14 protein-coding genes, 2 tRNA genes and 2 pseudogenes are annotated in these 21,717 nt (G+C 45.1%); 1 reads left to right on the forward strand and 17 read right to left on the reverse strand.

Annotation, left to right across the window (positions count from 1 at the left end; all coding sequences use genetic code 11):
* Positions 1-932 precede the first annotated feature (932 nt).
* The 10 genes and pseudogenes from E5358_RS01075 to E5358_RS01120 form a co-directional block, all read right to left on the reverse strand.
* Positions 933-3,092, reverse strand: coding sequence for an elongation factor G (locus E5358_RS01075; RefSeq protein WP_135938530.1), 2,160 nt, complete (start codon positions 3,090-3,092; stop codon positions 933-935).
* Positions 3,093-3,395: 303 nt separating this feature from the next.
* Positions 3,396-4,679 (reverse strand): annotated as a pseudogene (locus E5358_RS01080) (ATP-binding protein); the annotation flags it as partial.
* Positions 4,680-4,812: 133 nt separating this feature from the next.
* Complete coding sequence (locus E5358_RS01085) at positions 4,813-5,763, reverse strand: glucosaminidase domain-containing protein (RefSeq protein ID WP_135938531.1); 951 nt, start codon at positions 5,761-5,763, stop codon at positions 4,813-4,815.
* A 61-nt stretch (positions 5,764-5,824) separates the two neighbouring features.
* A tRNA-Glu gene (locus E5358_RS01090) sits at positions 5,825-5,896 on the reverse strand.
* Positions 5,897-5,921: 25 nt separating this feature from the next.
* Positions 5,922-6,008: transfer RNA gene (locus E5358_RS01095), tRNA-Ser, on the reverse strand.
* A 399-nt stretch (positions 6,009-6,407) separates the two neighbouring features.
* On the reverse strand, positions 6,408-7,187 hold the full coding sequence (locus E5358_RS01100) for an antibiotic biosynthesis monooxygenase (RefSeq protein WP_135938532.1): 780 nt from the start codon (positions 7,185-7,187) through the stop codon (positions 6,408-6,410).
* Positions 7,177-8,208 (reverse strand): amidohydrolase family protein, encoded by a 1,032-nt coding sequence (locus E5358_RS01105; RefSeq protein WP_277821117.1) that lies wholly within the window; start codon positions 8,206-8,208, stop codon positions 7,177-7,179. Before E5358_RS01105 ends, E5358_RS01100 begins: the two co-directional genes overlap by 11 nt.
* Positions 8,205-9,149, reverse strand: coding sequence for an aldo/keto reductase (locus tag E5358_RS01110; RefSeq protein WP_135938533.1), 945 nt, complete (start codon positions 9,147-9,149; stop codon positions 8,205-8,207). The genes E5358_RS01105 and E5358_RS01110 overlap by 4 nt, the downstream gene beginning before the upstream one ends.
* 402 nt (positions 9,150-9,551) lie before the next feature.
* Positions 9,552-11,441 carry an NAD(+) synthase gene (locus tag E5358_RS01115; protein WP_135938534.1) on the reverse strand — a complete coding sequence of 630 codons (1,890 nt, stop codon included), beginning with the start codon at positions 11,439-11,441 and terminating at the stop codon, positions 9,552-9,554.
* Between the two features lie 57 nt (positions 11,442-11,498).
* Complete coding sequence (locus E5358_RS01120) at positions 11,499-12,644, reverse strand: DUF2027 domain-containing protein (protein ID WP_135938535.1); 1,146 nt, start codon at positions 12,642-12,644, stop codon at positions 11,499-11,501.
* A 243-nt stretch (positions 12,645-12,887) separates the two neighbouring features.
* Here E5358_RS01120 and E5358_RS01125 point away from each other — a divergent pair, with 243 nt between their 5' ends.
* A complete protein-coding gene (locus tag E5358_RS01125) occupies positions 12,888-13,652 on the forward strand; it encodes a Fic family protein (RefSeq protein WP_135938536.1) in 765 nt (254 codons plus the stop codon).
* A gap of 138 nt (positions 13,653-13,790) precedes the next feature.
* Here E5358_RS01125 and E5358_RS01130 read toward each other — a convergent pair whose 3' ends face one another.
* From E5358_RS01130 to E5358_RS01155, 7 genes and pseudogenes are all read right to left on the reverse strand, one after another.
* Positions 13,791-15,029: an S-adenosylmethionine:tRNA ribosyltransferase-isomerase gene (locus tag E5358_RS01130; protein WP_135938537.1), complete on the reverse strand. Its 1,239-nt coding sequence runs from the start codon at positions 15,027-15,029 to the stop codon at positions 13,791-13,793.
* Complete coding sequence (locus E5358_RS01135; protein WP_277821118.1) at positions 15,026-15,724, reverse strand: phosphatase PAP2 family protein; 699 nt, start codon at positions 15,722-15,724, stop codon at positions 15,026-15,028. The genes E5358_RS01130 and E5358_RS01135 overlap by 4 nt, the downstream gene beginning before the upstream one ends.
* Before the next feature lie 116 nt (positions 15,725-15,840).
* Positions 15,841-16,470, reverse strand: a complete 630-nt coding sequence (gene rsmG / locus E5358_RS01140; RefSeq protein ID WP_135938538.1) for a 16S rRNA (guanine(527)-N(7))-methyltransferase RsmG — start codon at positions 16,468-16,470, stop codon at positions 15,841-15,843.
* A gap of 605 nt (positions 16,471-17,075) precedes the next feature.
* Positions 17,076-18,293: a leucine-rich repeat domain-containing protein gene (locus tag E5358_RS15215; RefSeq protein WP_277821129.1), complete on the reverse strand. Its 1,218-nt coding sequence runs from the start codon at positions 18,291-18,293 to the stop codon at positions 17,076-17,078.
* A gap of 252 nt (positions 18,294-18,545) precedes the next feature.
* Positions 18,546-19,085: pseudogene (locus E5358_RS15220) on the reverse strand (leucine-rich repeat domain-containing protein); the annotation flags it as partial.
* Between the two features lie 5 nt (positions 19,086-19,090).
* The gene (locus E5358_RS01150) at positions 19,091-20,269 is read right to left on the reverse strand and encodes a TIR domain-containing protein (protein ID WP_168354554.1); all 1,179 of its coding nucleotides are present in this window, start codon (positions 20,267-20,269) and stop codon (positions 19,091-19,093) included.
* 25 nt (positions 20,270-20,294) lie between these two features.
* On the reverse strand, positions 20,295-20,789 hold the full coding sequence (locus tag E5358_RS01155) for a hypothetical protein (RefSeq protein ID WP_168354555.1): 495 nt from the start codon (positions 20,787-20,789) through the stop codon (positions 20,295-20,297).
* Positions 20,790-21,717 lie beyond the last annotated feature (928 nt).

Here is a 21,717-nt window from a genome sequence, read left to right on the forward strand (position 1 = left end):
AATAATATAATAAACCTTTTGGAAAATACGCTGTATTTTTTGTATTTTAGCGAATCATTAACGAATATAAATTAGTTTGAACAAGTTCGTATTGAGTTATAAGAGATGTTGTATAAAGGTATGGCAGATTCAAGGAATATTATACTCTGTATTTATCCTTTGCCTACTATGATAACTTTGATTGATTTCTATTATACATACATATAAAAAAGGTGTGGAGCCAGTCCTGCTGCCCGTCCCACAACCTAAAGGCCTTCGCATTGCCCGATTAGTCGAAACGAGCAACGCCAAAGCCCCACGCCGATGCATGTATATCAATACGCCTCAGTTCTTTGGAAGCCAGTAGGGCTGCCAAAGAAAGGAAAAGGCTGCATATCAATAATACACATCCCATAGGGCGTTTACGTTGCTTTGTTTTTTGACTAATCGTTTGAAGTTGCGAAGTTCTTAGGTTGTCAAAACCAAAGCGTCAGTTAAACGCCTTCAAAATATGTAGTGATTCCCCTTCCCTACCCGCTTCTGCAGTCATGCTTTTTGTGAAAGGAGACTTGCTTCAGCTCGGCGTGGGCTTATAGAACCTTTACCGGAGAGCCGAGGTGGCGCTTCCAAAAAGGACAATAAGGAAATCAGATACAAAAGTAATGAATTATTCTTAAATTTGGAAACTTTTTGAATATTTTTTATGCTGTCAAGCAAAATTATCAAGAAAATGAACATTTCAGACTCTGATATGCCACTGACTTTGGTGGATATAAAACAAGAATAACGTATGCCACCTAATGTATTCCTAAAATTTGAACTCACAAAACAAACCATCATATAGAAAAAAGGTGGTCGTGCTGTCACAGCATAACCACCTCTGTAAAAAAAATCACATGATGTTTGAATATATGTCCGGGAACTCCTTACTTTTCCCGAAATACATATATTTTTTAGTCTTCATTTGAACTCTCTGCCTCATGAGCCTTTATGAGTACCTGCTGCAAATCTGCCGGTACAAGCTCATAGGAAGCAAACTTTGTAGTGAACGATGCACGTCCGCCTGTGAGAGAACTGAGAGCAATGGAGTAGCTGGAAAGTTCCTTAAGTGGAATCTTTGCCTGCAACTTCTGATATCCGTTCTCTGTGTCCATACCCATAATGAGTGCACGGCGTCCCTGAAGGTCGGACATGACATCACCCATATAGTCTGCCGGAACATAGACCTCAAGGTCGTAGATAGGCTCAAGAATCTTCGGACCTGCCTCCTTGAACGCATCAGCAAAAGCGTGGCGTGCAGCAAGCATGAATGAAAGCTCGTTGGAGTCAACAGGGTGCATCTTGCCGTCATAGACTACAACACGCACGTCACGTGCATAAGAACCTGTCAGCGGACCGCGCTCGATGCACTCCATGATGCCTTTCAGGATTGCCGGCATAAAGCGTGCATCAATGGCACCACCTACCACAGAGTTGAGGAACTGCAGCTTTCCGCCCCAAGGGAGATCAACCTCCTCGCGTGACTTGATGTTCATGCGGAACTCCTGACCATTGAAACGGTATACCGTTGGGTCAGGCATTCCCTCAGCGTATGGCTCTACAATAAGGTGAACCTCGCCGAACTGTCCTGCTCCACCGGACTGTTTCTTGTGACGATAGTCAGCGCGTGCAGCCTTTGTGATTGTCTCACGGTAAGGGATGCGTGCTTCCTCAAACTTCACATTAATCTTCTCATTGTTCTCAAGACGCCACTTCAAGGTACGGAGATGGAACTCTCCCTGACCATGAACGATAATCTGACGGAGCTCTTTGCTCTGCTCAACAATCCATGTCGGGTCTTCCTGACGCATCTTCAGGAGGGCTGCCATCATCTTCTCTGTGTCGGCAGTATTCTCAGCAACGATAGCGCGTGAGTACTTTGAGTTAGGGAATTTGATGAAATCAAAATGGTTCTCGCAGTCCTTTCCGTTAAGGGTGTTCCCGGTTTTTACATCTTTCAGTTTGACTGCACAGCCGATATCTCCGGCTTTGAGTTCATCAACAGCAATTCGCTGAGCACCAGCACATACATAAATCTGTCCGATACGTTCCTTTGAGCCACGGTCAACGTTTGTCAATTCGTCACCGGTCTTTATCGAGCCTGACATCACTTTGAAATAAGCAACTTCTCCAATGTGAGGTTCTATGCCTGTCTTGAAGAAATAAACCGATGTCGGTTTGTCGGAATTACATTCTATCTCCTCACCACGTGTGTTGTGCACCTTAGGCATCTCATCCACGAACGGCACTACATTGCCCAAGAACTCCATGAGTCGACGCACGCCCATATCCTTGCCTGCACATACGCAGAACACAGGGAATATTGAGCGTGTGACAAGTCCCTTGCGTATGCCTTCACGCATTTCGTCCTCGGTGAGAGTCTCTGTATCGAAGAATTTGTCCATCAGTTCCTCATCATTCTCAGCAGCTGCCTCGACAAGAACCCTATGCATTTCCAGCGCTTTCTCCATCTCCTCTGCCGGAATGTCCTCAATGACAGGTGCTCCGCCTTCAGGCTTCCAAGAGTATTTCTTCATGAGAAGGACATCGATTATGGAGTTGAAATCCGGTCCTTCATTCACAGGGTACTGTACAGGAACGCACTTGTTACCGTAAATCTCGCGCAGACGCTCCACCACATTACTATAATCACACTTCTCGGAATCAAGCTGATTGACAAGGAATATTACCGGCTTCTTCAGCTTTTCGGTATAGCGGAAATGGTTTTGTGTACCAACTTCCGGTCCATATTGTCCGTTAAGCAGCAGCACACAAGTGTCTGTGACATTAAGTGCCGTTATTGCTGCACCGACAAAATCGTCTGAACCCGGACAGTCAATGATATTCAGTTTCTTGTTGTTATACTCAACATGATATACAGTTGAGAACACACTGTATCCATAATCTTGCTCTACAGGGAAATAGTCACTCACCGTTGTGCCGAGACTTACACGGCCACGACGCTGAATCAGACCAGCCTCGTAGAGCAGGGATTCAGTGAGGGTTGTCTTACCAGAACCGTCGTTGCCAAGCAACGCGATATTCTTAATCTCATTAGATTGATATACTTTCATAGCGATTCGTATATTAGGTTATTAGATTTTTGTATCTTTGTCTTAGATTCAGGGGTAAAATTACGTATTATTTCTGTAAACTCCAAAATATCTCCCAATATTTTAAAACATATTAAGGATATTATAAAAATTGACCAATATCAAAAGAGATATTGGTCAGTTTTATAGCGGTATTAAAAAAAAATGCTGTCCTAATTACATTATTATGTAGAGAACCTGCTGCCATTGGCTTCGCCCATTATCGGCTTCACCTCGACATAGCCCAAGCAAGCTTGGCTCTGTACTCGGTTCGCACGACAATTGCCCTTCATGGTCAGTATTATCGCAATAGGGGACAGTGGATAGGAATGTCTTCAAATGTCCAAGCGCACCTTCAAGGTCATCATTGTATATGCACTCATACATTCTTCCTATTGTAACCATTCCCTTCATCTTATACTGTTGCAGATATGATGGCAGCAAACTTTCCATCAGTCCTGTCCTAACCTCTTTGTTAGGGAAATCAAGATGATAAATTTCAGTTGTTGGTGAATAACTTTTTATGGTTATGTACCCACTTTGATACAACAATGGCATGATGCTTGTCATCTTCTCTGTCGGTGCATCAAAATCTGACGCCATAGCGTCAACGCCACCAATCTCTGATGGGCGCACACCGTATTTCCACAACATCTCTATAAGATAAGTCGGTGTGCCGGAGCCAAACCAATAGGAATTGACGGCATTATCAAATATGGCATTCAGCAGACTGAACGGATTGTAGATGTCAGGAGAGTTAGGAGTAAAATGATAGCCATCATAGTTTTCCTTCAGTTTCTCCATCAACTGTTCATAGGTCAAGCCCATGTTTGCAGCCATATTCTCAACTTCCGGACGCATCTGTGTCTGAAGCTCATCACTGCTTATGCCACAGATGGACGCATATTGCGGCGTCATGCTGATATTCTTGATGTTGTTCAGCTCACTGAATATGCTCAGTTGTGAAAATTTTGTGATACCTGTAAGGAATACAAAACGAAGATATGGGTCACAGGCTTTCAGTGGACTGTAGAAATTGCGCATAATGTTGCGCAACTTAGGCAGATTATCTTCCTCGTGCATAACATCAAGCAAAGGTGCGTCATACTCGTCAACAAGCACAACAACCTGCTTGCCGGTCTATTTCATAAACACACCGAATCAATATATCCAACCTATTGCCACTACCTATTACACCATTCTCACAATGATAAATGCGTTCATATTCACCAACCTGCAATCCAAGATAATACTCCAACTGCTCCTCATCCAGATGCTTGTTGCGGCTCATATCAAAATGCAGGACTGGATATTCCTTCCATTCTGTCTCCAAATCGGCAATGGCAAGCCCCTCGAACAAATCCTTGCGACCCTCGAAATAACTCTTCAGGGTACTCTGACAAGAAGGGATTTGCCAAAGCGGCGTGGACGGCTGAGGAAGTTGTACTTTGCAGGGCTTTGCACAAAGTCATAGACAAGTCCTGTCTTGTCGACATACAACAAGTTGCGTTCACGCAGTTCGGAGAATGTCTGAAGCCCAACGGGCGGTTTTCTGAGTGATGCTTTCATATATATACTCTTATTTTGCTGCTAAGTTACACATTTTTCCCAAAACAGGCAAAAAAAACGTCATTTATATCTCACATTTAAAGAAAACATGCGGTTATTCCACCGGCATAAACACCACGGAAACCAACGACATTTAGTAAACCCTGATTCTGTCCCCGACACGGATTGTATTGGCCGGTGTCATGTGATTCTTCTTGTAGAGTGATTTCAGGCGCACTCCATATTTCTGCGCTATGTCATACATCGACTCGCCTGCACGCACCACATGAGGGCGCTTCTTGTATTTCTTATCAGCCTTTGTACGCTTTTTCTCAAAATAAATAATATCACCCGGTCTGAGGACATCACGACGGTCACGCTCGTTATAGCGTGCAAGCTTGCGGTAAGATATGTCAAACTCCTTGCCTATACTCTTGAAAGTGTCACCCTGGCGCGCTATGATATAATAGTTGCGGTTGTTCATTTTCACTTCATGCCCTGTTCTTGCAACAGATGTCCCTCCCGAACTATTCTTTCTTGATACAACAACCGAAGAGCTGCCACCTCTGACATTCGCCGGATTATAGGACTTCGCCCTGTCCAAAGGAGACAGATTGTAACATTCGATAATGTCTATGAGCAACTGTGCATACTTTGGGTTTGTGGCATATCCACAGGATTTCAGACCTCGTGCCCACCCTTTGTAGTCTGTACGTGAGAGAGAGAACAGGCGGCTGTAGCGGCTACGACCGAGAAACTTCGAGTGGTCCTCATAACTGTCATAGACAGACTTATACACACGGAAGCATTCTCCCGTCTCGTCATCGTCATGATATGTTTTTGCCCCTGTCCAGTCATGGCACTTGATGCCGAAATGATTATTGCTCCTGCGTGCAAGCTCACTCTCGCCCGCACCGCTCTCAAGTACTCCCTGGGCAAGGGTGATACTTGCAGGAATGCCATGCCGCAACATCTCGCAGATGGCCAAATCCTTATATCTATCTATATAGCTTTGATAGCGCTGGTTCCATTTCACAGGAGGCAACGCTGACAGGATGCATGGAATAAAGGCAAGAATTATAATGAGGTATGCTTTACGAATCATGATAGACAATTAAAAGATAAAAATAAGGCGGTGCAAAAAATGCATCGCCCTGCTCTTTTTGTAGTGGATAGGGGATTCGAACCCCTATGGCAAGATTGAGAATCTTGAATCCTAACCCTTAGATGAATCCACCGAGTTACGTTGCAATTTGCGTAGTGCGGAAGGTACTGGATTCGAACCAGTGGTACGGAGTCCCGTACGTCAGTTTAGCAAACTGGTGGTTTAAGCCACTCACCCAACCTTCCAAACCGTTTGTCACTTTGCGGGTGCTTGGAAAAGCATCTGCTCAGAAAGCGTGTGCAAAGGTACAGAAAAAATCTGAAACTGTAAAGTATTCACGCAGATTTTGCCCTCTTATTAATTTTTTTTAAGGATTTTGGATTATAAAGGCATTACATTTATTTGGTATTGTTCCATATCCTTTATATTTCCGTGTCCTGCCCATACATGTACAATACCAATGCCTAATCGAGAGAGATGGTCTCCTGCAAGTACGCTGTAAGGGGGGTGGCATCGCTATGTTTTCCTTCACACACAAGGGCCTTGTCTCCCATGAATGCTGTCCGTTTGCAGGATCACCGCCACCCCATACACATTGTGACACGTTGAGGTCAGAATTACCTATTGAGAATATTCCATATCGGTTACATTTTACGGAATATAGCCGGCATTGCCGAAGGATTCATAGGGAACATATCCACGAGGTCAAGATGCTTGACCATGTGAAGCGTGCTTTGCTTGTAAGTCTGAAACCACGGTGTTGAAATATGATGACGGTAAGCATCCATATCCCGGTAGATTTCAAGAATACGCACTTTGCTGCCGTCACGTTTCTGCACCATAGGATAGATGCACACCACGCCCGGTTCGTTGGCTACGGAGTTGGCTCCGACAGTCAGGGCAGCCTTCATATATTCATCCAGATATTCAGGATGGACATCTATCTCGGATATTCGCACGAGCATCGAGTCCAAGTCTATATTCGGATTTCCGGATTGGAGCATATCGGTTTCATCGACCTTCCCGCACCATTCGATATGCGGTTTGTCGCTTATCTCGGATATGGTCAGTACCGTGCATCGGCTCCGGTTTGATGCTCCGTTCCAATGCTTTACATTCGCTTTGGATATGACAAAATCACCTTTACGAATGAGTTGCAGAGGTTTCCCTTCCTCTTGATACACACCTTCTCCTTCGACTATGAACATAGTCTGCATGGCATCGGGATGTATGTGCCAATCATTGTGCGCACCTTGAGGAAACTCTATTCTATAAGTGGACGTTTTGTCTGATTTGTGCATTTCAAACATGGACAATGTGTCCGTGTAATGCTCGTTCTTGACTTTTACCCATTCGGCACTGTTCTGTGCGCTCACGGCACAAGAGAAAAACAATGCAGGCAGTATCAATGATTTACTTTTCATTTTCTTGGAGATTAAATATTTTCACTGCGTTCTCCGTCAGGAACAAGGACTTGTATTGAGACAAATGACGGTTATTTGAAAGCATCTGTTCAAGGCGGTGCATCCCCGATACAAGTGCTGCCGCAGGCTGATACGGATAATCGGAGCCATACATGATATGGTCCGGCGTTGTAATGGTCAGCATGGACTCTATTGCTTCTGCCGATGGGGCACCTGCAAGGTCGTAATAGAACCGTGCAAGATTGGCTTCGAAGTCCACAGGCTGCATCAGTCCTTTGGCAACCATCACGGGAAGCACGGCTTTCATACGAGGAATCGCCATTGGCAGGAATGAACCGCAGTGAGGAACAATCCATTTTATATCGGGATAACGTGCCGGAACATTCCTCGCAATAAGGTTGATTATGGTGCGTGTGGTTTCCGCCGGATACTCATAGACAGCCAAAGGTGCGGTAGCAATGATATTGTCATTGACCGGCACCGGTTTGTGTGGATGTATGATGACAACCGCTTTGTGCTTGTTGAGAACCTGCATCAACGGCTCCAACTCCGCATCACCCAGATATTGACCACGGCTGTTGGTGGCAAGTTTCACCCCGACAGCTCCGAGAGTGTCAAAAGCATAAGCCACTTCCTCTATTGACAACCGAACATCCGGCAATGGCAAGGCTGCAACGAATTTGAACCTTTCGGGATGCTCACGACAGATTGCCGCCGTCTGTTCATTATACCTGCGGATAATGTCACGACATTCATCTGCATTGCCAAAATAAGGTTGCGGTGCCGGCATGGAAAGCACCGATATTCTTATTCCTGCTGAGTCCATAAACGCCAAATGCGATTCCACATTCCATTCAGGCAATGGAAATGTTTCATCCAATGCAGCATCATGTGCATCAAGAGAGTTTGTGAAATCCGGCATGATATTGTGGCAATGCACGTCCACAACCTGTTGCGCCATAGCTCCGCCAACGGACAATGCAGACAAGGCAACACTAATAACCGTTGTTTTCAACCTCATATCATCGGATTTTCCCATGAACCTCTTGTGTCTACCCCTGTTTCTTCTGCTGCACCCTCCAACACCTTCACTTCGTCTGTGGTCAATACGACCTGCATGGCACGGACGGCATCCTGTACTTGCGAAGGCTTCGTTACACCAATTATAGGTGTCGTTCCCTTAGCCATTGCCCACGCCAAAGCGACCTGAGCCGGAGTGATACAGTATTTGTCACCTATGGTACGCATGACGGCAACGAGGTTTTCTATTTGCGGCAACAACGGATTGTAGGTTTCTCCGCGCTGACTACCGACAGGCAGCGGGTGTGCCGTATCGTATTTCCCGCTTAACGCACCCTGCTCCAATACCATGTATGCCCAAAAGTCAATATTATGCTCCTTACAGTAATCTAAGATCCCGGCTTTTTCCGATGAGCGGTAAAGCAGACTGTAATGGTTTTGTACGGCAGACACATGTACGCCTTCCTTTGAGAGAATCTCCTCCGCACGCTTAATCTGTGCGAGGTTGTGATTGGAAACACCAACTCGTCTCACCTTGCCGCTTTTAACCAATGGGATAAGATACGGTGTCCACTTCTCCACATCGGCAGGATTGTGTATCCAATAGATGTCGATATAGTCGGTAGAGAAACGTTCAAGGCTTCCTGCCAGCATATCCAAAACCGGATTGTCCGAGTCCCCTGCAATCTGCGGTGTAAACTTGGTTGAGAGCAGAACATCCTTGCGGTTGCAAGTCTTAGTAAAGGTGGAAAGCAGAGATTCCGAAGCTCCCATGCCATAGACCACGGCTGAGTCCCATAAATTCAGCCCGTTTGCCATTGCCTCATTGAATACAGGCCTCAGTTCTTCCACACCGAGATTGTTTCCGAACACTTGGTCGCCACCGGCAAAGCCTGAGCCCCACGACCATGTCCCCAAGACGATTGATGGATGGTTGTTCATTTTATATTAATCCATTTTAATTGATTGTTTTAGCACATGAATTTAGCAATCATTTCTGTTTCGGCTGCAAAATTAGGAAAAAATATCATTCGGAGTTGTATCTGAATTTCGGTTCGTTGTACCAATATTACGGTTTCTTATTGTTGTTACACCGATTTTCCACATTATCGGCAAACTTTCCCAAAAACAAAACGCTAAACCTTCAAAAACATGGATTTATGACTTTACAACTTATCCATAACCGACACAAAAACGGAAGGTAACCTTTTGCATGATGAAGTGTAACACTTTATACAACAAAAGGTAACCTTTCACAATGCAAAAGGTTACCTTTCGTTTGCCACTATGTAGCACAAGTCCACAAATTACGCTATCTTGCTAAGAATCAAACCTTTCGAAACACTATTCCAACGTCCAAAGAGCGTTGGAAGCATCGGAAGGCATGCGCCAGTCGCCACGCGGAGATAATGACACGGAACCTACCTTCGGACCATCCGGAAGACATGAGCGCTTGAACTGCTGCTGGAAGAAACGGCGCATGAATGTGCGCAACCAATGTTTGATCACGTCATCGTCATACACACCGGAGAAGGCTTTCTGTGCTAATAGCATCAGCTTTTCAGGCGAGAATCCGAAGCGTATGAAATGGTACAGGAAGAAGTCGTGCAGTTCGTATGGTCCTACAAGGTCTTCCGTCTTCTGCTTGATGTTTCCGTCCTCGTCCGCAGGAATAAGCTCCGGGGATATCGGTGTGTCGATTATATCCATAAGGGTCTCCTTGGCAGACTTGTCCACCTCATAGTCCGCAACATACTTCACAAGGTACTGTATGAGCGTCTTCGGCACGGAAGCATTGACACCGTACATGGACATATGGTCGCCGTTGTATGTCGCCCAACCAAGAGCAAGTTCCGAAAGGTCACCGGTGCCGATGACAATGCCATTGACTTGATTGGCGATGTCCATAAGAAGCATTGTGCGGTAGCGTGCCTGCGAGTTCTCGTATGTGACATCATGCTTGCCGATGTCATGCCCTATGTCAGTGAAATGCTGCTTCACGGCATCCACGATGCTTATCTCGCGCTGTGTGATGCCGAGGCTTGTCATCAGCGATACAGCATTGTCATGCGTGCGGTCGGTAGTGCCAAATCCCGGCATTGTTATGCCGTGGATGCCTTTCCTGTCATATCCCAACTTATCGAAAGTGCGCACACATACAAGCAGGGCAAGCGTTGAATCCAGTCCGCCGCTTATGCCGACAACCACATCCTTGCACCGGATGTGCGTCAGTCGCTTGGCAAGTCCCATGACCTGTATGTTGAAAATCTCCTCGCAGGATGCTTTCATGTCCTCCGACTTCGGTATAAACGGATGTGGCTCATACATACGTGCAAGTTCAAACTTGCGCTTCAGCGCGTTATAAGCATCGTCATCCGGTTCAAGACTGACAATCTCCGCATGCTGCATCTGTGTCCCTTGGGCACGCCCGAACGTTGTGTTTGTGCGGCGTTCCGTGCGCAGTCGCTGCACGTCCACCTGCCCTATGATAAGCTGAGAGTCAAGGGAGAAGCGTTCGGAATGCGCGAGTTGCACACCATTTTCATATATTATGGCATTTCCGACATAGACAACATCCTGCGTAGACTCACCGAAACCTGCCGAACTGTAGACATATCCGCACATCGTGCGCGCACTCTGCTGTGCAAGAAGCGACAGCAGATACTTGTGCTTTCCTATCACTTCGTTTGATGCGGAAAGGTTAAGTATGATGTCTGCACCTGCCGTTGCAAGGCGGCTTGACGGCGGAAGGGCTGTCCAAAGATCCTCGCAAATCTCCACGCCGAATGTCACTCCCGACGGCAGACGGAAGAGAAGTGGCTCGGCAGAGACAGCCTCAACGGAGAACCAACGCTTCTCGTAGAACTCATTGTAGTTCGGAAGAAATGTCTTATGGACATAATGACGCTCGCCATTGCAGATGACAACGGCTGAATTCATGAGCCTGTCATCCTGGCGATGCGGAGCACCGACAACAAAGGTTATGGCTCTGCCTATGCTGAAATCGCAGAGAATGTTCAACGCCTCGTCGGAAGCATCAAGCAGATGTTCACTCCGGAACAAGTCCTGACAAGTGTAGCCTGTGACTGAAAGTTCGGGGAACACAAGGAGCTCCACCCCACTCTGCTCTGCCTTCTCCACAAGTTTCTCTATTTCCTCTATATTATATGCCACATCGGCAACACGCACTGACGGTATCGCCGCTGCCACTGTTATGAATCCGTGGTTTGTCATGTTGATTGTATTGTTTAGGGATGTTGGTTCTCTATTTATATTAATATTGTGGGAACACTATTTTATTGTCACCTGTGTCGCGCCATATCCGTATTCTTGGAATGATGCATCCTGCCATGTGCAAGGGCGGTAACGGTAGCTGAGCTCATGGATTATGGCATGGCGGAGCACTCCCTCGCCCTTTCCATGAATGAAGATTATCTTCTTTCCCTTCTCGTGACGGTAGTTTTTCATCACCTCACGGAACTTGTCAAGCTGATAGTTGAGTATGTCGGACGACGACATTCCGCCAGTATTATCAAGGAGTTTATCAGCATGAAGGTCAATGACTTCCGCATCTTCCATCCCCTTACGTTTAGGAGTTGTGTTCATTGAGTTTAGCTTATCAAGCTCATCCGGCTTGGCATACATCTCTTCTTTCAGTCCGTCCGGGTCAAGATTGATGGAGCGTGTTACCTTATCATCCTCGACAATGGTGTAGAGCATCGCCGGCTCTTCAAAGAAATCATTCGGCTTGAATGTATGGAGCTTGTAGAACTTTACAGGGTCTATGCGCATCTGCACACTAAGAGGGTTCTTCAAAGCAAAAGGCTTGTCCTCCTTGAACGCCACCATCTGTATGCACACACGGCTCAATGCGTTCACCTCACGCTGGGAGAATTCCTCGATGAACTCCTTGGTGTTTGGTTCAAGCACGCCTTGTTTGCGGAGATGCCAGTTGCTGTTTTCTGCGGAAAGGTAGGTGTATTGCAGATAATAGTTTGAGTCATTGACAAGATATGTGTCAAACCTTGTGTCCGTCACCTTCTTTATATCCTCCGGAACAAATGCGAGATAGGCACTGAGAAGGTTACCTCCCTTGCGCTCTTCGACAGGAGCCTTGAACGTGATGTCCTTCATTGACGGGTCGTCGTCATTGGCGTCACGTGTCATGTCGACATCTTCGTCAAGCCCTTCGTTGAGCAATGCCTTCATGCTTCGCCCGTCCGACTGTATCTGCCGGCGGCGTTCCATGCTCTGCATAGCCTTGACCATGTTGCCGGTTGAGTAGCTGTCGGCGGAAGATTCCACCACAACCTCATTTATCGGGGTGGGAATCTGGAAGCCGTCCGCATCCTCTACATATACTATATTTCCTTTTATTGCAGCGACTTTTCCGCCACCTTTGTCAAAAAGGAAACTCACTTTATCTCCTATTTTCATACTTTATTTTGTATAACTTATTTATTGTCAATAATTTATCCTACACAAAGAACATTATGAGTGGTAACATTACCTTGCTTCAAACGTCTTTTGTGGACTTTATGATGCAAAGATAGTCAAAAATATCAAAAAAAGATATGGAAGCAAGGAAAAATTAAGAAAAAGTATAATCTCCTTTGAAAACATTTGGTTGTTGTTGGACTTATTGCTATCTTTGCATAAAACAAAATTAGAATGATGGTTATGAACGAGAAACTAAAACAGTTGCTTTGCGAATGCGACACACTTAAGAAACGCTTGTCGGAGCTTCGTCCGTTACCAGCGGAAGCTCTGCAGAAGATTGAGGATGCGTTTGCAATAGAATATACATACGAAAGTAACCGCATCGAAGGGAATACCCTGACATTGCAGGAAACGGATTTGGTTGTAAATGAAGGGGTGACCATTGCCGGCAAATCCATGCGAGAACATCTCGAAGCAATCAACCATGCGGAAGCAATAAGCTATGTAAAGGATTTTGCAAAAGACGACATAGAAATATCGGAAAGCACAATCAAAGACATACATGCTCTTATCCTGCATGGCATAGACAGAAACAATGCAGGACGGTACAGGAATGTGCCGGTAATGATTTCCGGCAGCAGGCACGTGCCACCACAGCCGTATCTGATACAGCCGCAAATGGAACAATTCATGACAAGGTTTGCGGAAATGGAGCGACAGAAGACACATCCCGTAATCATTGCGGCATTTATGCACGACGAACTTGTACGCATCCACCCTTTCATTGACGGCAACGGACGGACATCAAGGCTTCTGATGAATCTGTACTTGCTACGCTCCGGTTATACGTTGATAACACTTAAAGGCAGCAACGAAGAGAAAATCAACTATTACAAAGCATTGGAAACCTCACACACCGAGAACAATCCGACAGATTTCCAACAGTTGGTAGCATCAGCGGAAATTGCATCCTTGCAACGATATTTATCTGTTCTCGGAGGATAAACTGCTCATTGCGAGACTTGCAGAAGGGCATTCATGCAAACCATTGCCACACTTGCTATTTGCCTTAACCAACACACAAGCACGCCCCTGCTTCCTTTTTACGGAAACAGGGGCGTGTATCATTCTTTTTGTTTGTTATCATTCTCCGTCAGGAATGAGCAGGGACGAGTCGCCATAGCTCAGGAAACGGAAGTCATTCGCCAACGCATAGTCGTAGATTCTGTGCCAGTCGTCACCGACAAGGGCGGAGACAAGCAACAGCAAGGTTGACTGGGGCTGGTGGAAATTTGTCACAAGGCGTGACACAATGTGGTACTTGTAGCCCGGAGCGATAATGATTTGCGTGGAAGCATTGAGCACTTCAAGGTCGTTTCCGACAAGATAGTCGCGGATGGCGGTGAGCGATTCCTCCGCACTTATCGCCGAATACTCCTCCGCATCGTCATAAGGTTCCCACTGTCTGACATGCAAATCGTTGTCCGTAACTCCTTCCTGATGCTTCAGAATATGACAACCTATATAATAAAGGCTCTCCAAAGTGCGCACAGAGGTTGTTCCTACGGCTATCGCACGGCAGCCATGGGCAAGCAATCGCTCTATGGTATGCAGGCGAACAGAGACATATTCGGTGTGCATGTCATGACCACTGACAAGTTCGGACTTCACAGGACGGAACGTTCCTGCACCGACATGGAGGGTGAGTTCCTCACGCTCTATGCCGTGGCTGTCGATGTCCGCAAGCACTCTTTCCGTGAAATGAAGCCCTGCGGTAGGAGCTGCCACACTGCCTTTTATCTTGGAGTAGACCGTCTGGTATGTCGTCAGGTCACTCTCCTGAGTATCGCGGTTGAGATAAGGCGGTATAGGCAACTCGCCGGCAGCGTCTATCACATCGGCAAAACTTGCACCGCCTGTCCAGCGAAGTCTGACAATCTGGCTTGTGCCATGTGTGCCAAGATGCTCGGCAGAAAGTGTAGTTTCCTCATCTTTCACAAGGAATGCACGGTGCAAAGCACCCTCTTTCCATTTCTTAAGGTTACCTATCAGGCACAGCCACTCACATTCTCCGCAAGTCTGGAACATCCGCTCATAGTCGGCAGGAGCATGTGGCTCAAGCAGAAACACCTCAATCAGCGCGCCTGTCTCCTTGCGGAAATGCAGACGGGCACGGATGACACGAGTGTTGTTGAACACCATCAGCGCACCTTCCGGCAACAGTTCCGGAAGATTAAAGAACTGCCTGTGGCTTATATTTCCCTTGTCGTAGACCAACAATTTGCTTTGGTCACGCTGTTCAAGCGGGAATTTAGCAATCCTGCTGTCAGGGAGCGGATAGTCATAATCCGAGATTCTTATGTTTTTTGGGTCGTTTGTCATTGTGCAACTATAAGTGCTTTGAAAATCGCATAAAGCACCGTTATCAGTAAAACATTAGCAATAAGGTTCATGTCCATAAGCGCATAACCCGTCCTCGTATATTGTGATGAGATGAAATGCAGCTTATCCGTCACCTTGAAATAGAAATACCTGTATCCGTAATACACACCCGTACCGACAAGAATGCCCCATAGCAGACCGACAATGATGTCCGAAGGATAGTGCATACCGAGATATATCCTCGTCCAGCAGTTGGTCAGTGACCACAGCACCAGTGCCGTTGTAAGCCGCCAATGCCGCATCATCAGCGAGAAGAATACACAGATTGACATCGTGTTTGCTGCGTGCGCGGAGAAGAAACTGTAATTCTTGTTTGCCACTCCGGGCACTATGTCCAGCAGAGGGCGTACATCCGGGTCGTTGAGAGGGCGCAGACGCATGACCATAGGTTTCACTATTCCGTCTGCCATACCGTCAGCAAGAAGTATGCATACTCCCGCCGACAATACGACAAGGAGTATCTGCATCATCGTCTCATTGTTCTTGATTGTGACAAAGAACAGTGTGAGATACAGTGGTATCCACGTCAGTCCCGATGTGAGAACGAGTGCCATTTCGTCAAAGAACAATGAATGTTCCCCCGCCAGCAACGGCATCCACCACAGGTCTACTTGAGTTATAGCTGAAAAGTCCAAGGTCGGTAATTTCTTATATATTCTTGAAAATCAATACTTGCATTATTTACGGAAGAGAGGCTGTTGCCTTTCCTCCTTCGCCCACAGTGCAAATGTGCACGAGAACCGACGAGTGCTTATCCAAGAGGAAGATAGACAAGGTATTTCTCCTTGAACCACTCTTCCTTGAAATACGCCGTCAGCTCCGTTTTCTCCGCTATGCGGATGAACGGATGAATCTCTGCATCAAGATTGCCGCCCTTCAGCACAATCACACCGTTAGGCATGGAGTTCTTCTGCGCTTTGGCAATGTTCTTGCGCACAATCTTCACCAAATCAGGCAAAGGCATCACGGCACGTGAGACAATGAAGTCGTATTTGCCTTTCTCTTCCTCACCTCTGATATGGCAGGCGTCAACATTCTCCAGCCCTATCGCATCGGCAACCTCCTGTGCCACACGCACTTTCTTGCCCGTACCGTCAATCAGGCGGAACTGCACCTCCGGGAACATTATCGCCAAAGGCACTCCGGGGAAACCTCCACCGCACCCGAAGTCCAGCACTTTGGTGCCTGGACGGAATCGCAGCGCCTTGGCAATCGCCAGAGAATGAAGGACATGATGTTCATAAAGATTGTCAATGTCCTTTCGCGAGATGACATTTATCTTTGCATTCCAGTCATGATAGAGGGCATCAAGCCGGGCGAACTGCTCTTTCTGCCTGTCCGTCAGTTCCGGGAAATATCTTAGTATTTTTTCCATTTCCATTGAATTGTTTCTGCAAAAGTACCTATTTTATTTTTAATATCCAAATAAAACCGCGTTTAGGGAACATTTTTTTAGGATAATCCATACTCATTTTTCCGTGCAGAGACTCTATGCTCTTAAAATCCAACCATTCATTTTTCTTTAATCTTGACTTTATCCATGTCCACAACTCATGAAACAACTCTCCTGCGACCAATCCAAAAACGGACTATAAAATTGTCATGAAATCATGTTTCTTTCAAGTCTAACATTCAGAGTCTCCTACCAGACTGTCGTCCCGTGCATCCACATTTCTGGTTCATGAAAATAAAAAGATAGCCCGGCCTCAGCCGAGCTATCCACCCTTTCGGGTTAAAGAAGAATGTGTAATATTGAGGCAAGCAATACCACCCATTCAGGGAAAGTGAGTTCCACCTCAACCTTGTCATGTTTGATTTTCATAACGATATGGTTTTCAGAGTTACATCTTAATATAGGCGTCTTTCCAGCTACCTCCCTACGAATCTGTAAGAGAATGCCCAGTAGAGACCGACACTCAATTCTGTAAGAATGTCACCTAACGACAACCTTCTTACCATTTATTATATATATTCCCTCTGGTAAAGCTACTTCATCATTTTCGCCGTAGTACCGTCAGCATAGCGTATGATAACGAGCCCCTTATAAGATTTGGTCACTCTGCGTCCGCTCATGTCATAGCGTGCTGTCTCTGTCTTTTCATTGCCTGTGGCAACAGTTTTGTCTATGGCTGTAGGGACATAGTTTGCCACATCATCGACAAAGAAGAAATTCTTCCACTGGTCTGCACCTTTATAAGCCTCTGCGGCTGTAGCAGGAACGTAAAGGGTGCACTCCCACTTGTTTATATCGTCAAGAGCCTCATTGCCACAAACTGGGGGCACAGGATTATGGCTGACAAGCTTGGTCATTGATGTGCAGTCTGAGAATGCCTCCGCGCCTATGGTCTCAACATGGGAGCCGAACTCAAATGCTTCTATTGCCGAACATCCGGAGAAGGCATACATACCGAAAGAGGTGACGCCATTGCCTATCTTCACATTCTTCAGATTAGTGCAGCCGTAGAACTCATTGTCATAGACAGTGGTCTCCGTGTCTGTTATTGTCACTGTGCGCAACGAGGTGTTGCGGTAAAACGGTGAATAGCCGTAATTGCTGTTTGTATCGTATTTTATCTTTCCGCCGATATACACCTCATCAAGAGGACAGTCTGAGAACAAAGGACTGCTGCCGTTACTTCCAAGCGTAAGCTCCGTCTCCCTGTCTTCTATCGTCACATCACCAATCTTCTTACAACCAGAAAAAGCATAATCTCCAATCGCCGTTACCGTGGGTGCTATGCGCAACGATGCTGCACTTGTACATCCTGAGAAAGCAGAAGTACCAATACTTCCTGTGTTCCGCAAATCAATGTATGCCAAGGAAGAGCAATCGTAGAACGCATCGTTGCCAATATCACCTTGATTCGATATCGTTGCAGAAGTTAAACCGGAACAACTATAGAACGCATCGTTGCCAATATTGGTTATTTCAGACCCAATATGTACCTCAGGAATAAAATCGCAATCATAGAAAGCATAATTCGGAATTTCTCCAAAAAAGTTTATCTTAAGGCTCTTAATATAATCATTGTCATAAAAAGCATACGGGCGTATATTCACAACATTCATGGCTATGCCCTTGTAATTAACAGTCTTTTCTACATCTATAGCATTTGCCTTCTCCGAATAACTACAGTCTATAATATCGCATGTGCGCTCTGCCGGATTTACAGGAACATAAATAACACCATCAGACTCAAACATTGAACTCAAATGATCGTATATGTAAGTTGTGCTCCAATTAAAATTATAACTGCTATTCGCTACATAATTTACCTTTCCTCCTACCCCATATCCACTTGGTGGAGTATTTGGCAGCCAAATGACCTTGGCTGGATTGTTGCCACCAAATATATTGTTAGCAGAAATAACACCAGAGCCTATAACTACAGAACTAAGACCGGAACAATATGCAAAAGCATACGACCCTATGCTCGTAACGGAATTAGGTATGACTACACTCTCAAGACCGGAACAATATGCAAAAGCATACGACCCTATGCTCGTAACGGAATTAGGTATGACTACACTCTCAAGACCGGAACAATATGCAAAAGCATACGACCCTATGCTCGTAACGGAATTAGGTATGACTACACTCTCAAGACCGGAACAATATGCAAAAGCATACGACCCTATGCTCGTAACGGAATTAGGTATGACTACACTCTCAAGACCGGAACAATATGCAAAAGCATACGACCCTATGCTCGTAACGGAATTAGGTATGACTACACTCTCAAGACCGGAACAATATGCAAAAGCATACGACCCTATGCTCGTAACTTTATATATGTTTCCATTGTACACAGCCTCTTGTGGAATAACTACAGCACCTGAATATTCTGACGAGCCTGATGTTACTTCACAAGTCAACTCCGTTGCCGAAGTGATGTTGTAATAAATCCTATCCACTCTAAAGTCATAGGCTGACACACTAATGCTGCACAACATACATATCATTGCAAACAGCGATTTTAAAATTCTTTTTTTCATTGTTGCTACTTGTTTTTATTTATATTTGAAATTCTTTTTATAAAACTTGATAATGGCTTTTTATCTGTTCCTTGCACAACGACTCCATCCTGAATCACCGCCCGAGGATATAAATCGAGATATGCCGGCATATCTTCCTTGTTTTCCGTATCGACAAGAACGAATATTGGCTTACCTGAAGCATGAAAAAGTCCCAATTCCCATGGTGACCATTGCGAATGCGCACTTCCGTTCGTGTAGACATAAAGAAGCACAGAAGAATTGTTTAGCCTTTCTGCCAGAACTTTTGCTGTATCTTTGTTGGTCATACTACGATGCAAAGCATTACGGTCACACACCCAGTCTATATAGACATTCAGGCCGTCTGTGTTCAACATCATTTTCATGTCGAGTATACGCTCATTGTCTTTGTAACTGTGCGACACGAAAACATCATACACTTTGTTTTGTTCCATCTGTAAATTATATATCAAATTCAACAATTCCGCTGGAGTATCTATCTTACTGAAATGTTCTGTATCCCCCAGATGTTTCTTTCCTTTCCGATTTTTTCCGAGTTTAACTTCCTCACCCCACCTCTGCAGAGTTTGGAAAGCGAAAAATCTCAGATTATAATTTCGTTCCGAAGCATTAACCTTATACAGCAGAGCCTTGGTCTTCTCACATTTATACCGTGCAGCTTCCAGAAGCATGATATATCTTTGTGTGACATCACTCGGTTTGTTATGCTTTATTCTGAAATATTCTTTCTCAAGATAGTTTGTATAATATGGTGTGACAGTCTGAACATATCTCATGTTATATTCTCTTTTCGCTTTCCTCCCAGCCATTTTCTTATCACTTTTACTTCTATATAAGGCTTCAAGTTGCGCACGCTCCATATCCGGCATTACTTGTCTGGCCTGATGTTGCTTACGTACTCTTTTCATTCCATGAAAAGCCACGAAACACAAATAGGGTTTAGGATTGGGAAATTTATATTTTAACTTCAAACCGATTTTTCTACGCCGTTTATCCATATCACGATACGACATATATGTCTTTATGATGTCTGTCCACAAATATTCATAGCAATAAGCAAATTTATTACAGAACTCTTCGTCTGAGAATCCTATATCCATCAACTGAAGAACATTGGCAACAGGCTTCTTCAACTGTTTGCGGAGCCGTATCATCTCCGCCATATATTTCCTCTTCACACTACCCATATCAATAATTTATCAAACAATAAATCATAATAAGTATAACACCATAAAAAGGCAATGTGGAAAAAGAGAATATAGCCTTAAAGGTTTCTTTTATATCACGTAACAGCCCGTGTTCATACTTTAGCAAGAAACACTCACGGTGAGCATTCTTTCCTTGACGCACAAACTTTGTCTGCGCACGCCTTATACGCCGCTCAACACCAAGATAGTAGCAATCCAAAAAGAAGAACAGAAGAGCCGGGATATAACATATCCATAATTTATCATAGCATGGATACAGTCCGTTATTCACATTGATTGCAATCAGCGCCGATATAACGGTTACTGTCCATGTCTTACAATTGGCACTGTTATCAGACATTCGGCAAATAATTCCTTGCAACATTTCTATATGAGCAATTATATTGTCCGCAGCATGTTTTTCATTGGGAAACTCACCCACATTCACTCTATTTACTACGCTTTTCAAGCCTCTGCGATCTCCCTGCTTCGGCATTTCAAATAAGAATATTGATTACGGCTATATACAAAAAAGCGTGGAAATCTGACTTGTCGCCCGTTCCACGTCTTGAGGCCTTCGCATTGCCCGATATAGTTGAACGAGCAACGCAGAACCCACGCCGATAGTTTATACAATTATCCCTATACCCCAATATTTATATACTCTTATCACAAGATGCAATAAGTGCATATAATACACGGGGATAGGGATGCTTATAAAAACATCCCATGAGCATCTACCGTTGCCATGTTCGTGACTATATCTGGAAGTTTGCGAAGTTTCAAGACGTCAAGAACAAAGCGCATGTAAACGCTTTCCCATAAATAGCAATCCCCTCCCACCAGACAATGCCAGCGATAAAGAACGATGCTCCTCCATCTGGCTCGGCGCGGGTGTGACCTTCTTTTCTGAGGTGGTTTACGACTGACGCATCGGCACATCCGTCAAGAATGTAAGGTACTTAGGGAAGTATTTGCAAAATTATACGTTTTTCTTGACCAAGCACAAATTTAAGTGTTAAAAATATATAAACCGGCGAATTTTATCAATGAGACTCACAAAAACGTATTGAAGTTGTTCAAACTATTCCCACTGCATTGGTATAGCAGTCACCTCTCCACAGCTGAAGCCTGCTCAGGCCGTTTCCCGTATGCTTCACTGTATTGAGGAAAACACATCTTGCCATAAACGAGGCAGCAGTACAGACAGTACCCGCTATTCTGCCGTGCTCCACAGCCCGCCTTACTATAGGAACAACTGCCTAAGCAACGGGAGGCTGCCACCCTAAACTGCCTCGTTATTCATAACAATCTTTGTCTCTAAGTGACTGTTAGAAATTAATTTATACTAACCTGCACATTCATTGGCAAAAAAACAGGGGATAACCTGTTGGCGGAATTGAATTTTAGAAAACTCCAGCGGA

Source organism: Palleniella muris (assembly GCF_004792655.1).
Classification (GTDB): Bacteria; Bacteroidota; Bacteroidia; order Bacteroidales; family Bacteroidaceae; genus Prevotella; species Prevotella muris_A.

Excerpts from the sequence above, each read along its gene's own strand:
- E5358_RS01075 (WP_135938530.1), bottom strand. The coding sequence starts at position 3,092 with ATGAAAGTATATCAATCTAATGAGATTAAGAATATCGCGTTGCTTGGC.
- E5358_RS01085 (WP_135938531.1), bottom strand. The coding sequence starts at position 5,763 with ATGATTCGTAAAGCATACCTCATTATAATTCTTGCCTTTATTCCATGC.
- E5358_RS01100 (WP_135938532.1), bottom strand. The coding sequence starts at position 7,187 with ATGAAAAGTAAATCATTGATACTGCCTGCATTGTTTTTCTCTTGTGCC.
- E5358_RS01105 (WP_277821117.1), bottom strand. The coding sequence starts at position 8,208 with ATGAGGTTGAAAACAACGGTTATTAGTGTTGCCTTGTCTGCATTGTCC.
- E5358_RS01110 (WP_135938533.1), bottom strand. The coding sequence starts at position 9,149 with ATGAACAACCATCCATCAATCGTCTTGGGGACATGGTCGTGGGGCTCA.
- E5358_RS01115 (WP_135938534.1), bottom strand. The coding sequence starts at position 11,441 with ATGACAAACCACGGATTCATAACAGTGGCAGCGGCGATACCGTCAGTG.
- E5358_RS01120 (WP_135938535.1), bottom strand. The coding sequence starts at position 12,644 with ATGAAAATAGGAGATAAAGTGAGTTTCCTTTTTGACAAAGGTGGCGGA.
- E5358_RS01125 (WP_135938536.1), top strand. The coding sequence starts at position 12,888 with ATGAACGAGAAACTAAAACAGTTGCTTTGCGAATGCGACACACTTAAG.
- E5358_RS01130 (WP_135938537.1), bottom strand. The coding sequence starts at position 15,029 with ATGACAAACGACCCAAAAAACATAAGAATCTCGGATTATGACTATCCG.
- rsmG (WP_135938538.1), bottom strand. The coding sequence starts at position 16,470 with ATGGAAATGGAAAAAATACTAAGATATTTCCCGGAACTGACGGACAGG.
- E5358_RS15215 (WP_277821129.1), bottom strand. The coding sequence starts at position 18,293 with ATGTTTGAGTCTGATGGTGTTATTTATGTTCCTGTAAATCCGGCAGAG.
- E5358_RS01150 (WP_168354554.1), bottom strand. The coding sequence starts at position 20,269 with ATGGCGGAGATGATACGGCTCCGCAAACAGTTGAAGAAGCCTGTTGCC.
- E5358_RS01155 (WP_168354555.1), bottom strand. The coding sequence starts at position 20,789 with ATGCCGAAGCAGGGAGATCGCAGAGGCTTGAAAAGCGTAGTAAATAGA.